Source organism: Pseudomonas sp. BF-R-26 (assembly GCF_019947395.1).
GTDB lineage: Bacteria > Pseudomonadota > Gammaproteobacteria > Pseudomonadales > Pseudomonadaceae > Aquipseudomonas > Aquipseudomonas farris.
Window position 1 is genome coordinate 231,027 of the sequence record NZ_JAGYGK010000012.1, and the last position, 13,546, is coordinate 244,572.

Genomic DNA, 13,546 nt, shown 5'->3' on the forward strand with positions numbered 1-13,546 from the left:
CGGGTGCAGACGCAGGCTCTTGAAAGGATTCAAGCCGAGGCGGTCATGGCTCTTCGGCTTTGAGTTCCTTTTCCATCTTCTGCAATTCCTGGGAGAAGGCCTGATCCTGAACGGTGGCGCGTTTACGCCAGGGTTTGCGTTCGGGTTCGGGCTGAGCGGCGTAGGTGGTGACTTCCCCGCCGTAAACTTCCTTGTAACGTTGTTCCTGGCGCTCAAGTTCCGCGCGCAGTTCGTCTTTCGTCACAGTGCTACCTGATTGAGTTGAGATTAATTCTGGTGAAACGCGCTGCATCGATTTATTGACCACGCTCGTAGAAGGGACAATGCCTGACACGGCATCGTTCCCTCGGAGCAATCAATACGTCCTTATTGCAGGCGGCCACGGCACCAGAGAAAAACAGCTGACGTAGCATCAGTCTCCTGTTTCAGCGAGCGCGTTGGCGGAACATATGAAATGAGCGTCAGGCGCTTGCTGCGGACAGCGGCAATGGATATTGCGCTGCCGGTTGGCGGAATCGGCACGTAAAAACCGGTCGCCACTGAGATGTATTATAGCGGTCGATCCGAAGAACACTATCTCTTGAGAGTTAAAAGTAGTTCCTCGTGTGTGATTGTTTTGTTACTCGCAAACTTTTACCGGTAACTACGGCGCCATGATGCCAGTTACAGCGATGACTTTCTGGCGCCATTAAGCCGAACGAATTAATACACCGATGCTTCTTTAAATCGTGACCGAAAATAACAATCGTATTGCATGGGGACTGAAAGCAGTACGGCTCACCATAATCAACCACTGATTGCGATTATCGGCCAATGGTTCGATAATCGCCCAATCTTGGTGGCCGGTGGCTTGTGTGTCAGACCGGGAGCCGCTTGTAATAGTCGCTGATCCGTGTGGGAAACAACCTGATATGAACGATCAAATGCGCAATTCCTTCGCTTCAGTGGCACCGCCGATCGTTGCCTCGCCCGCCAAGCGAATCCAGGCCCTGACCGGTGACCCGGATTTCATGACCTCCCTGGCCCGTGGCTTGGCGGTGGTGCAAGCGTTCCAGGAGCGCAAGCGGCACCTGACCATTGCGCAGATAAGCCATCGCACGGAAATTCCCCGCGCCGCTGTGCGACGTTGCCTGCATACCCTGATCAAACTCGGCTACGCCACCACCGACGGCCGTACCTATTCGCTGCTGCCCAAAGTACTGACCTTGGGCCATGCCTATTTGTCGTCGACGCCATTGGCGGTTTCTGCCCAGCCGTATCTGGACCGCATGAGCGAGCAACTGCATGAGGCCTGCAACATGGCCACGCTGGAGGGCGATGACATTTTGTACATTGCGCGCTCGGCGACCACCCAGCGGCTGATTTCCGTCGACCTCTCGGTGGGCGGGCGACTGCCGGCCTATTGCACGTCCATGGGCAGGATTCTTCTCGCCGCGCTGGACGACACGTCACTGCGCGAATACCTCGACCATGCAGAACTGCAAGCCAAAACCAGTCGCACGTTGCATACCCCCGAGGCGTTGCTCGAATGCCTGCAAGAGGTACGACAACAAGGCTGGTGCATCGTCGATCAGGAGCTGGAGCAGGGCCTGCGCTCGATTGCCGTTCCGGTGTACGACGCTTCCGGCCAAGTAGTGGCGGCGTTAAACGTCAGTACCCACGCCGGCCGGGTCAGTCGCAGCGAGCTGGAACAGCGTTTCCTGCCCGGCCTGCTAAGCGCCAGTCGTGATCTGAGCGCGCAACTCTTTGCCTAAGCTGTTCGATAAACGCACAGAGTCGCGTTTATCGAATTGACGCTCTTTCCCTTGGATCATTAATGTCGCGGCAGCGTCATCCGGCACTGTTGGCCTTCAGTCAGTCGCCGGATCACGCCCCAATAATAATGAGAAGAGGCATCATCATGCGCTCGTTACCCGACTGTCGCTGTTCCCTCCGGCTTAGCTGCCGAAACCGAATCGCCTGATCCCCGACCTCCTTTTCTTGTGACAGCGTCAGCCCCGGCTGACACCTGTTCGACTGCGTTCTTTGCGTGGAATAAAAATAATGAACCAGCCTCAGTCTGCTGTAGGAAACTGCCTCGACGTGCAGTCCTTCATCAATGCTCAACCCATTTCGCGCTACCAATGGCGGGTGGTGATTCTATGTTTCCTGATTGTTTTCCTCGATGGCCTCGACACCGCGGCCATGGGTTTTATTGCGCCGGCACTGTCCCAGGACTGGGGCATCGATCGCGCCAGTCTCGGCCCGGTGATGAGTGCGGCGTTGATCGGCATGGTCTTCGGTGCACTGGGTTCTGGCCCATTGGCTGACCGCTTCGGGCGAAAAGTCGTACTGGTGGGCGCAGTGTTGTTGTTCGGCGCTTTCAGCCTGGCGTCGGCCTATAGCACCAACGTCGATCAACTGCTGGTGCTGCGTTTCCTCACCGGTCTGGGCTTGGGCGCCGGCATGCCGAACGCCACCACGCTGCTGTCCGAATACACCCCGGAACGCAAGAAATCCCTGCTGGTGACCAGCATGTTCTGCGGCTTCAACCTTGGCATGGCCGGGGGCGGGTTCATCTCGGCCAAGCTGATCCCGGCCTTCGGCTGGCACAGCCTGTTGATGATCGGCGGGATTCTGCCGTTGATCCTCGCCGTCGTCTTGCTGTTCTGGTTGCCGGAATCGGCGCGCTATCTGGTGGTGCGCAACCGTGGCACGGACAAAGTGCGCAAGGCCTTGGCGCCGATCGACCCGACGGTGGTGGCTCAGGCTTCGAGCTTCAGCGTCCCGGAACAGAAAACCGTGAAGGCGCGCAATGTGTTTGCCGTGATCTTCTCCGGCACGTACAGCACCGGTACGTTGTTGCTGTGGCTGACGTACTTCATGGGGCTGGTGATTGTTTACCTGCTGACCAGTTGGCTGCCGACGCTGATGCGTGACAGCGGCGCGAGCATGGAGCAGGCCGCATTCATTGGTGCGCTGTTCCAGTTCGGTGGGGTGTTGAGCGCAGTGGGTGTGGGCTGGGCGATGGACCGGTTCAATCCGCACAAGGTCATCGGCATTTTCTACTTGTTCGCCGGGGTGTTTGCCTACGCGGTAGGGCAGAGCCTGGGCAATATCACATTGCTGGCGACCCTGGTGCTGGTGGCCGGGATGTGCGTCAACGGTGCGCAATCGGCGATGCCGTCGCTGGCGGCGCGGTTTTACCCGACTCAAGGGCGGGCGACCGGTGTGTCGTGGATGCTCGGGATTGGTCGTTTCGGCGCGATCCTCGGTGCGTGGATGGGCGCAACGTTGCTGGGCCTGGGCTGGAATTTCGAACAGGTGCTGACGGCGCTGGTGATTCCGGCGGCGTTGGCGACCACGGCGGTGGTGATCAAGGGCATGGTCAGCCATGCGGATGCGACCTGAGGGTAGGTTTCAGATTCCTTGATCGTTCCCACGCGGAGCGTGTGAACGATCGGCGCAGGAGATCGATAGGGAGACAACAATCTGTTCGATAAACGAACACTCAGTCGATTATCGGATTGTTTGGCGTTTTCCAGGGGCTTACTCTTCAGTCATTCCGGCGCTGAACCTCGCGCCTTTTTCTACCACTGTCGGTTCATAACAAAACGGGAGCCTGCCCCATGGCTGAAATCCTTTCGCTGCATGACGCGGTAAAGCAGTTCGTCAACGACGGCGATACCGTCGCGCTCGAAGGCTTTACTCACCTGATTCCTACGGCGGCGGGTCACGAAATCATCCGTCAGGGCAAGAAAGATCTGACCCTGGTGCGGATGACGCCCGACTTGATCTATGACCAGTTGATCGGTGCCGGTTGTGCTCGCAAGCTGATTTTCTCTTGGGGCGGTAACCCAGGCGTGGGCTCGCTGCACCGTCTGCGTGACGCGGTCGAAAGGCAGTGGCCGCATGCGCTGGAAATCGAAGAGCACAGCCACGCCGACCTGGCCAATGCCTACGTCGCGGGCGCTTCGGGCTTACCGTTCGCGGTGCTGCGTGCCTACGCTGGCTCCGACCTGCCGAAGGTCAACCCGCTGATCAAAACCGTCACGTGCCCGTTCACCGGCGAAGTGCTGGCGGCGGTGCCGTCGGTGCGCCCGGACATCACCGTGATTCACGCGCAGAAAGCCGACCGCAAAGGCAATGTGCTGCTCTGGGGCATTCTCGGCGTGCAGAAAGAAGCGGCGCTGGCCGCCAAGCGCTGCATCGTCACTGTTGAAGAAATCGTCGACGACCTCAACGCACCGATGAATTCCTGTGTGCTGCCGACCTGGGCCTTGAGCGCGGTCTGCCACGTCCCTGGCGGCGCGCATCCGTCCTACGCTCACGGCTACAACGAGCGTGACAACCGTTTCTACCAGGCTTGGGACCCGATTGCCCGCGACCGTGAAACCTTCACCGCGTGGATCAACGAGTACATCCACGGTTGCGCTGACTTCAGTGAGTTCCAGGCCAAGCTGGCCGCTGCTTCGGAGGCCAAGTAATGACTTACACCACCAATGAAATGATGACCGTCGCCGCCGCCCGCCGTCTGAAAAACGGTTCGGTGTGTTTCGTCGGCATCGGCCTGCCGTCGAAAGCCGCCAACCTGGCGCGTCTGACTTCCTCGCCGGATGTAGTCCTCATCTATGAATCGGGTCCAATCGGTGCCAAGCCGAGTGTATTGCCGCTGTCGATCGGTGACGGTGAACTGGCGGAAACCGCCGACACCGTCGTCCCGACCGGTGAGATTTTTCGCTACTGGTTGCAGGGCGGGCGTATCGACGTCGGTTTTCTCGGTGCCGCGCAAGTCGACCGCTTCGGTAACATCAACACCACAGTGGTGGGCGACTACCATCAGCCGAAAGTTCGCCTGCCGGGTGCCGGTGGCGCGCCGGAGATCGCCGGTTCCGCCAAGAGCGTGCTGATCATCCTCAAGCAGTCGGCGCGCTCCTTTGTCGACAAACTCGATTTCATCACCTCGGTAGGCCATGGCGAGGGCGGGGACTCACGCAAGCGTCTCGGCCTGCCGGGCGCCGGTCCTGTCGGCATTATTACCGACCTGTGCATCATGGAACCCGAAGCGGATACTCATGAATTCGTGGTGACCGCGCTGCACCCAGGCGTGACCCGCGAGCAAGTGATTGCGGCCACCGGCTGGGCGATTCGCTTCGCCGATCAGGTGGAAAACACCGCCGAGCCAACCGATGTCGAGCTGACCGCGCTGCGCGATCTGGAAGCCCGCACCGCTGCGGCCCACGGCCAAGCACCCGGAGAAGCCTGATGCGTGACGTTTATATCTGTGACGCCATTCGCACCCCCATCGGCCGTTTCGGCGGCGGCCTGTCGGCGGTTCGCGCCGATGACCTGGCCGCCGTGCCGATCAAAGCGCTGATGGCGCGCAACCCGTCGGTAGACTGGAACGCGGTAGACGAAGTGTTCCTCGGTTGCGCCAACCAGGCCGGCGAAGACAACCGCAACGTGGCACGCATGGCGTTGCTGCTGGCCGGCCTGCCGGAAACCATTCCGGGCGTTACCCTCAATCGCCTGTGCGCTTCGGGCATGGATGCGATCGGCACCGCGTTCCGGGCCATTGCCAGTGGCGAGATGGAGTTGGCGATTGCCGGCGGCGTCGAGTCGATGTCTCGCGCACCGTTCGTGATGGGCAAGGCCGATGCGGCGTTCTCGCGCAACATGAAACTGGAAGACACCACCATCGGCTGGCGTTTCATCAATCCGTTGATGAAAGCCCAGTACGGCGTGGACGCGATGCCGCAGACCGCCGATAACGTGGCCGATGATTACCAGGTTTCCCGCGCCGATCAGGATGCTTTCGCCCTGCGCAGTCAGCAACGCACAGCGGCCGCGCAAGCTGCAGGTTTTTTTGCCGAAGAAATCATCGAAGTGCGCATTGCCCACAAGAAGGGGGAAAGCGTCATCACGCAGGATGAACATCCCCGCGCTGACACGACATTGGAAACCCTGGCCAAACTCAAACCGGTCAATGGCCCGGACAAAACCGTTACCGCCGGCAATGCTTCCGGGGTGAACGACGGTGCGGCGGCGTTGATTCTGGCCTCCGGTGACGCGGTGAAGAAACATGGCCTGACTGCCCGTGCTCGCGTGTTGGGCATGTCGAGTGCCGGTGTCGCACCCAGGGTGATGGGCATCGGCCCGGTGCCGGCGGTGCGTAAATTGACTGAGCGCTTGGGCCTTGCGGTCAGCGATTTCGACGTGATTGAACTCAACGAAGCCTTCGCCAGCCAGGGCTTGGCCGTGCTGCGTGAACTGGGACTGGCGGATGACGCGGCCCAGGTCAACCCGAACGGTGGTGCCATTGCCTTGGGCCATCCGCTGGGCATGAGCGGTGCACGCTTGGTACTGACCGCGCTGCATCAATTGGAAAAGACCGGTGGCAAGAAAGGTCTGGCGACTATGTGCGTCGGTGTCGGCCAGGGGTTGGCCTTGGCGATCGAACGGGTCTGACACGCTTGGCTGTGAATAAGAAGCGTCGACTAATAAGAACTGAGGAAAGCGCAATGACTGACAAACCTGGTTACCGTCGCCCGCAGGCGGGCACTCAGCCGGAATACCTGCACCCTCCTTATCAATCCACCAACCTTCGCTCGCCGTCCAAGCCGTTGGTGTTTTTGCCTCATTCGCTGTCGGAAATCACCGGCCCGACCATTGGCGCCGATCGCATCGAGGAGCAGGACAACGACCTGACCGCTCAGCATCAGGGCGAACCACTGGGTGAACGGATCATCATTCACGGCCGTGTGCTGGATGAAAACGGTCTGCCGGTGCCGGGCATTTTGGTAGAGATCTGGCAGGCCAACGCCGCCGGTCGCTACAACCATGCGCGCGATCTGCACGACGCGCCGCTGGACCCGAACTTCACCGGCACCGGCCGCACCGTGACCGACGCCGATGGCTGGTATCAGTTCCAGACCATCAAGCCTGGCGCCTATCCGTGGGGCAACCACCACAACGCCTGGCGCCCGGCGCACATCCATTTCTCACTGTTCGGGCCGAGTATTCTCACGCGTCTGGTGACCCAGATGTATTTCCCGGGCGACCCGTTGCTGGCCTACGACCCGATCTACAACTGCGTGCCTGATACCAGCGCCAAAGAGCGCCTGATCGCCAGTTTCGACCTGGAAAAAACCATCCCTTCCTACGCCCTCGGTTATCGCTGGGACATCGTCTTGCGCGGCCGCGAAGCCACGCCGATGGAGAAATAAGATGACGCTGAACGCGACCACGTCCCACACCGTCGGGCCGTATTACCACATCGGCCTGACCTGGCTGAACCGTGAAGACCTGACCGTTGCACAGACCCTCGGCGAGCGCGTGGCGATCACCGGGCAAGTCGTCGATGGCAACGGCGACTTCGTCAACGACGCCATGCTCGAAGTGTGGCAGGCCAACGCCGCCGGCAAGTACGACCACCCGGAAGACGATCAAGACAAACCCCTGGACCCAAACTTTGAAGGGTTTGGTCGGGTGCCGGTGGATGCAGAAGGGCGCTTCCGCTTTACCACGATCAAACCGGGCACAGTGGAAGGCTTGAAGGGCACGACCCAGGCGCCGCATTTGGTGGTGCTGGTGTTTGCTCGCGGGTTGGTGAAGCACTTGCTGACGCGGATTTACTTCGACGGCGAACCGGCCAACGTGGCGGACCCGCTGCTGGAGTGCGTGCCTGCTGAACGCCGCGGTACCTTGCTGGCGAAGCAGGATGCTGCGGGTGTTTATCAGTGGAATGTGATTTTGCAGGGGACGGATGCGGAGACGGTGTTTTTTGATTATTGATTGAGCGCCGCAAAACCTGTGGGAGCGGGCTTGCTCGCGAAAGCGGTGTGTCAGGCGACATCAATGTTGACTGTGCCGTCCTCTTCGCGAGCAAGCCCGCTCCCACAGGGATAGCATTGCCAATTGCGGAACGGGATTGTTGCAAAGTGTGTCTAGACTCTCACGGTCCCCAAAAGAGTGAAGAACGATGACAACTCTCACAGCTCTCTACACCAGTGAAGAACGCAACAAAAGGATCTTTGCGATTGTCGGCGCCTCGTCCGGCAACCTGGTTGAATGGTTTGACTTTTACGTCTACGCCTTCTGCGCAATCTATTTCGCCCCGGCGTTTTTCCCCTCCGACAACCCCACTGTGCAGCTGGTGAACACGGCGGGCGTATTCGCTGCCGGGTTTCTGATGCGGCCTATTGGCGGCTGGATCTTCGGTCGGGTGGCGGACAAACACGGGCGCAAGAATTCGATGTTGATCTCGATTCTGATGATGTGCTTCGGTTCGTTGCTCATCGCCTGCCTGCCGACCTACGACAGCATCGGGGTCTGGGCGCCGATCATGCTGTTGTTCGCGCGCTTGCTGCAGGGCTTGTCGGTGGGCGGCGAGTACGGCACCACCGCGACCTACATGAGCGAAGTCGCCCTCAAGGGCCAGCGCGGTTTCTTTGCCTCATTCCAGTACGTCACGCTGATTGGCGGGCAACTGCTGGCGGTGTCGCTGGTGGTGGTCCTGCAGCAGTTCCTCCGCGAGGATGAATTGCGTGCCTATGGCTGGCGAATTCCGTTCGTGGTCGGTGCGGCTGCGGCATTGATTTCGTTGTTCCTGCGTCGTGCACTCAAGGAAACCACCAGCAAGGAAATGCGCGAAAACAAGGACGCCGGCAGCATCCGTGCGCTGTTCCGCGATCACAAGGCTGCGTTCATCACCGTGCTGGGTTACACCGCCGGCGGCTCGCTGATTTTCTACACCTTCACCACGTACATGCAGAAGTACCTGGTGAATACCGCTGGCATGCACGCCAAGACCGCGAGCTACATCATGACCGGCGCGCTGTTCCTTTATATGTGCATGCAACCGTTCTTCGGCATGCTCGCCGACAAGATCGGCCGGCGCAATTCGATGCTTTGGTTCGGCGCCCTCGGGACGCTGTTCACCGTACCGATCCTGTTGAGCCTGAAAAGTGTCAGCAGTCCGTTCCTGGCCTTTGTGCTGATTACCCTGGCGCTGGCGATCGTGAGTTTCTACACCTCGATCAGCGGTCTGGTGAAAGCCGAAATGTTCCCGCCAGAGGTGCGTGCCTTGGGCGTCGGCCTGGCGTATGCGGTGGCCAATGCAATCTTCGGCGGTTCGGCGGAGTATGTGGCGCTGAGCCTTAAAGCCGGCGGCATGGAAAACTCGTTCTATTGGTATGTGACGGTGATGATGGCGGTCGCGTTCCTGTTCAGCCTGCGTCTGCCGAAACAGGCGAAGTATTTGCAAAACGACCTTTGATCTTTACGCGGGGGCCTGACCGGCCCTCGCCTGCAAGGACTGTTTATGAACCAGCGACCGGGCAATCAATTGTTCGATGCCTACTTCACTGCACGCGACATGCGTGAGGTGTTCTGCGATCAGGGCCGGGTTCAGGCCATGCTTGATTTCGAAGCGGCACTGGCCCGGGCCGAGGCACGGGTTGGCCTGATTCCGCAGACGGCTGTCGCGTCTATCGAAGCGGCATGTCGGGCCGAGCATTACGACTTCGCCGCGCTTGGTGAGGCCGTTGCCACGGCGGGCAATTCGGCGATTCCGCTGGTCAAGGCATTGGGCAAGCAGATCGCCAAGAGCGATGCCGAAGCCGAGCGTTACGTGCATCTGGGCGCGACCAGCCAGGATGTAATGGACAGCGGCCTGGTGCTGCAACTGCGCCGCGCGCTGGAATTGATCGAAGCTGATCTGATGCAGCTGGGGGAAACCCTCGCTACCCAGGCCTGGCGTTACGTCGCCACGCCGTTGGCCGGGCGCACCTGGTTGCAACACGCGACGCCCGTCACCCTCGGCATGAAGATCGCCGGTTGGTTGGGGGCGGTGACGCGCAGCCGTCAGCGTCTGCTGGAACTCAAACCGCGCCTGCTGGTGCTGCAATTCGGTGGCGCCTCCGGCACCCTCGCGGCCCTCGGCGAGCAGGCGATGCCGATTGCCGAAGCCTTGGCCGTAGAACTGCAACTGACCTTGCCGGATCAACCCTGGCACACCCAGCGTGATCGTCTGGTGGAGTTCGGCGCGGTGCTTGGATTAATTGCCGGCAGCCTCGGTAAACTCGGTCGCGATATCAGCCTGTTGATGCAGACCGAAGCCGGCGAAGTGTTCGAGCCGTCAGCGCCGGGCAAGGGCGGTTCCTCGACCATGCCGCACAAGCGCAACCCGGTGGGCGCAGCGGTGCTGATCGGCGCGGCGACGCGGGTGCCGGGTTTGCTCTCGACCTTGTTCAGCGCGATGCCGCAGGAGCACGAACGCAGCCTGGGCCTGTGGCATGCCGAATGGGAAACCCTGCCGGAGATCTGCTGTTTGGTGTCAGGCAGTTTGCAGCAAGCGCTGTTGGTGGCCGACGGACTGGAAGTGGATGCCGACCGAATGACGCACAACCTCGACCTGACCCAGGGCCTGGTGCTGGCCGAAGCCGTGAGCATCGTGCTGGCGCAACGCGTCGGTCGCGACACCGCGCACGATCTGCTGGAGCAATGCTGCAAGCGCGCAGTGGCCGAGCAACGACATCTGCGCGCGGTACTCGGCGACGAGCCGCAAGTGACCGCCGAGCTGTCGGATGCTGAACTCGATCGTCTGCTGGACCCCGCCCATTACCTCGGTCAGGCCCATACCTGGGTCGAGCGAGCGGTGGCTGAACATTTTGCGTTGACCTCTTGAAGGAGACTGCTGTGGCATTCGTACAACTCGCCGAGGGCGAACTGCACTACCAAATTCAAGGGCCGCAACTCGATGGACCGGCGGATGCGCCGGTGCTGGTGCTGTCCAACTCACTGGGTACCGACATGCACATGTGGGACGCGCAGATCCCGGCGTTCACCGAGCATTTTCGCGTGCTGCGTTTCGACACCCGTGGTCACGGCCAGTCGTTGGTGACGCAGGGGCCGTACAGCATCGAGCAACTGGGCCGTGACGTGCTGGCGCTGCTGGATGCCTTGCACATCGAACGCGCGCATTTCTGTGGTCTGTCCATGGGCGGGTTGATCGGTCAGTGGCTGGGGATCAATGCCGGTCAGCGTTTGAATAAACTGATCGTATGCAACACCGCGGCGAAAATCGGCGATCCGTCGGTGTGGAATCCACGGATCGAAACTGTGCTGCGTGACGGCGCAGAGGCAATGGTTGCCCTGCGCGATGCGTCGATAGCGCGCTGGTTTACCGCGGATTTTTCCGAGGCTAATCCGGAAGTGGTGAAGCGGATCACCGACATGCTCGCGGCGACTTCGCCTGAAGGTTACGCGGCCAATTGCGCGGCGGTGCGTGACGCCGATTTCCGCGATCAGTTGTCCTCGATTCAGGTGCCGCTGCTGGTGATCGCCGGCACCGAGGACGCGGTGACGCCGCCGTCCGGCGGGCATTTCATTCAGGAGCAAGTGCGTGGCGCCGAGTACGCCGAGTTCTACGCCGCGCACCTGTCCAACGTCCAGGCTGGCGCTGCGTTCAGCGACCGGATACTGGCGTTTTTGTCAGCTCATTGAGGGGATTGTTGTGGACGAGAAACAACGTTACGACGAGGGCCTGAACGTCCGTCGTGCGGTACTTGGCGACGCCCATGTCGACCGCAGCCTGAACGCGCTGACCGAGTTCAACTCGGAGTTCCAGGAGATGATCACCCGCCACGCCTGGGGCGACATCTGGACCCGCCCGGGCTTGCCGCGCCATACCCGCAGCCTGATTACCCTCGCCATGCTGATCGGCATGAACCGCAACGAAGAACTCAAACTGCACCTGCGCGCCGCCGCCAACAACGGCGTGACCCGCGGCGAGATCAAGGAAGTGATCATGCAGAGCGCGATCTACTGCGGCATCCCAGCGGCCAACGCGACGTTCCACCTGGCTGAATCGGTGTGGGATGAGTTGGGGGTTGAATCGCGCGAGTGATCCGCGAAAGTTGTATTGCCTGAGCTGCCGTCTTCGCGGGCAAGCCTCGCTTCTACAGGTGTGCGGTGTGACGCTAATTTTGTGTTCAACGAACATCCCTGTGGGAGCCGGGCTTGCCCGCGATGGCGGCAGTACATCCAATATTGATGTGACTGAAAGATTGCCATCGCGGGCAAGCCCGCTCCCACATTTGTTGTGTTTACAGCAGGCTGATCGGATAGCTGACGATCAACCGATTCTCGTCAAACTCGTTGTTGCTGAAGTCGCGGCGGATGGTCGAGTTGCGCCATTTGAGGTTGAGGTCTTTGAGCGTACCGCTCTGCACGGTGTAGCCCAGTTCGCTTTCGCGGCCCCATTCCTTGCCGTCGGTGGTGGTTGCGGTGTGTACGTTGTCGCCGCTGATGTAGCGGTTCATCAGGGTCAGGCCTGGTACGCCAAGGGCGGCGAAGTTGTAGTCGTGGCGCAGTTGCCAGGATTTTTCCTTCGCGTTGTCGTAGCTGGCGTTGTAGCTGTCGTTGGCCAAGGTGCCGCCGCTGGTGCCGTTGACCCGCATCCAGGCGCTTCTGCCTGTGAGTTTTTGCAGGCCGACGTAGAAGGTGTTGCCGCCATATTTGGCCGAGAACAGGCCCGACCAGGTCTTGTTGTCCAGTTCACCAGCCCGGGCGCTGCCGTCATCCTTGCCGTAGAAGAACCCCAAATTGGCGCCGAATGTCCAGTCGCCCAGCGGTTGGGTGTGGATCAGGTTGACGTATTGCTGGCTATAGATGTCCTTGAGTTCAGCGTTCCACAGGCCGATCTGAGTGCGCTTGCCGTTGAAGGCATATTCACCGCCCTGGAAGTTGAAGCGGTCTGAGGTGAACGCCGCTTTGCCGGTCATCGACATGTCGTTCATGCTGCTGTCGTCGCGCGGGCTGTTGGCGCGGAACTGGCCGCCATAGAGGGTCAGGCCGTCGATTTCCTTCGAGGTGATCTGGCCGCCACGGAAGGTTTGCGGCAGCGAGCGACCGTCGTCCGAACGCAAGATCGGCAATACCGGCATCCATTCGCCGACCTTCACTTCGGTCTGGGACAGCTTGGCCTTGAACGCCACGTTGGTGCGACCGAATTTATCCGCCGGGCGGCCATCGTGATCCAGCGGCAACAACTGCGTACCACCGGTGCCTTTGCCGCCGTCGAGCTTGACCGAATACAACCCCAGCACGTCCATGCCGAACCCGACGGTGCCCTGGGTGAACCCGGATTTAGCGTCGAGGATGAAGCTTTGCGTCCATTCTTCAGCCTTGCCCTGGCTCTTGGTCGGGTTGGTGAAGTTACGGTTGATGTAGAAGTTGCGCAGGTTCAGGTTGACCTTGGCACCTTCGACAAAACCGGCTTCCTCGGCCATGGCGGGCAGGGCCGCACCGGCCAGTGCGATGGCGATCAGGCTGGGTAAGAAATACTGCGTGGAAGGCGTCATGGGCTCGGGTCTCTCTAATTCTTGGAGGTGAAACAGGGCGATGCCGCAACGTTCGGGTTGCAGACAAAAGATTTGAATTCAGAAAAGCGGGGGCGAAGTCAGCCGGACAGGGCAGGGCGCGGGGGCATGGTTTCGAACCTGTTGTTATTGGTTTTGTACGACAGATGGTGAGGGAAACGGACTAAATGGTTCAATCGGGGGAG

General features: G+C 60.3%; 13 protein-coding genes. 11 read left to right on the plus strand and 2 right to left on the minus strand.

Features of this window, described 5'->3' with window-relative positions:
• Window positions 1-43: 43 nt before the first annotated feature.
• Window positions 44-244, minus strand: a complete 201-nt coding sequence (locus KGB18_RS19775; protein ID WP_007903846.1) for a hypothetical protein — start codon at window positions 242-244, stop codon at window positions 44-46.
• 667 nt (window positions 245-911) lie between these two features.
• Between KGB18_RS19775 and pcaR the strand changes: the two genes are divergently transcribed.
• The 11 genes from pcaR to pcaC all read left to right on the plus strand — a co-directional run bounded on the left by pcaR (window position 912) and on the right by pcaC (window position 11,887).
• Window positions 912-1,754: a pca regulon transcriptional regulator PcaR gene (pcaR, locus tag KGB18_RS19780; RefSeq protein WP_007903845.1), complete on the plus strand. Its 843-nt coding sequence runs from the start codon at window positions 912-914 to the stop codon at window positions 1,752-1,754.
• Window positions 1,755-2,043: 289 nt separating this feature from the next.
• Complete coding sequence (locus KGB18_RS19785) at window positions 2,044-3,390, plus strand: MFS transporter (RefSeq protein ID WP_095054391.1); 1,347 nt, start codon at window positions 2,044-2,046, stop codon at window positions 3,388-3,390.
• A 218-nt stretch (window positions 3,391-3,608) separates the two neighbouring features.
• Complete coding sequence (locus KGB18_RS19790) at window positions 3,609-4,466, plus strand: CoA transferase subunit A (protein ID WP_123719760.1); 858 nt, start codon at window positions 3,609-3,611, stop codon at window positions 4,464-4,466.
• Window positions 4,466-5,245, plus strand: a complete 780-nt coding sequence (locus KGB18_RS19795; RefSeq protein ID WP_008005876.1) for a CoA-transferase subunit beta — start codon at window positions 4,466-4,468, stop codon at window positions 5,243-5,245. Before KGB18_RS19790 ends, KGB18_RS19795 begins: the two co-directional genes overlap by 1 nt.
• On the plus strand, window positions 5,242-6,447 hold the full coding sequence (pcaF, locus tag KGB18_RS19800; RefSeq protein ID WP_187326392.1) for a 3-oxoadipyl-CoA thiolase: 1,206 nt from the start codon (window positions 5,242-5,244) through the stop codon (window positions 6,445-6,447). Before KGB18_RS19795 ends, pcaF begins: the two co-directional genes overlap by 4 nt.
• A 53-nt stretch (window positions 6,448-6,500) precedes the next feature.
• Complete coding sequence (pcaH, locus tag KGB18_RS19805; RefSeq protein ID WP_201059825.1) at window positions 6,501-7,205, plus strand: protocatechuate 3,4-dioxygenase subunit beta; 705 nt, start codon at window positions 6,501-6,503, stop codon at window positions 7,203-7,205.
• A 1-nt stretch (window position 7,206) separates the two neighbouring features.
• Window positions 7,207-7,773 (plus strand): protocatechuate 3,4-dioxygenase subunit alpha, encoded by a 567-nt coding sequence (gene pcaG, locus KGB18_RS19810; RefSeq protein ID WP_123719757.1) that lies wholly within the window; start codon window positions 7,207-7,209, stop codon window positions 7,771-7,773.
• 187 nt (window positions 7,774-7,960) lie between these two features.
• Window positions 7,961-9,256 (plus strand): MFS family transporter, encoded by a 1,296-nt coding sequence (locus tag KGB18_RS19815; protein ID WP_123719756.1) that lies wholly within the window; start codon window positions 7,961-7,963, stop codon window positions 9,254-9,256.
• A 45-nt stretch (window positions 9,257-9,301) separates the two neighbouring features.
• Window positions 9,302-10,666 carry a 3-carboxy-cis,cis-muconate cycloisomerase gene (locus tag KGB18_RS19820; RefSeq protein WP_223570361.1) on the plus strand — a complete coding sequence of 455 codons (1,365 nt, stop codon included), beginning with the start codon at window positions 9,302-9,304 and terminating at the stop codon, window positions 10,664-10,666.
• A gap of 11 nt (window positions 10,667-10,677) precedes the next feature.
• Complete coding sequence (pcaD, locus tag KGB18_RS19825; RefSeq protein WP_223570362.1) at window positions 10,678-11,484, plus strand: 3-oxoadipate enol-lactonase; 807 nt, start codon at window positions 10,678-10,680, stop codon at window positions 11,482-11,484.
• Between the two features lie 10 nt (window positions 11,485-11,494).
• Window positions 11,495-11,887, plus strand: a complete 393-nt coding sequence (gene pcaC / locus KGB18_RS19830) for a 4-carboxymuconolactone decarboxylase (protein WP_017336845.1) — start codon at window positions 11,495-11,497, stop codon at window positions 11,885-11,887.
• Between the two features lie 199 nt (window positions 11,888-12,086).
• Here the strand turns inward: pcaC and KGB18_RS19835 are convergent, their stop codons facing one another.
• A complete protein-coding gene (locus KGB18_RS19835; protein WP_123719753.1) occupies window positions 12,087-13,343 on the minus strand; it encodes an OprD family porin in 1,257 nt (418 codons plus the stop codon).
• Between the last annotated feature and the right edge of the window lie 203 nt (window positions 13,344-13,546).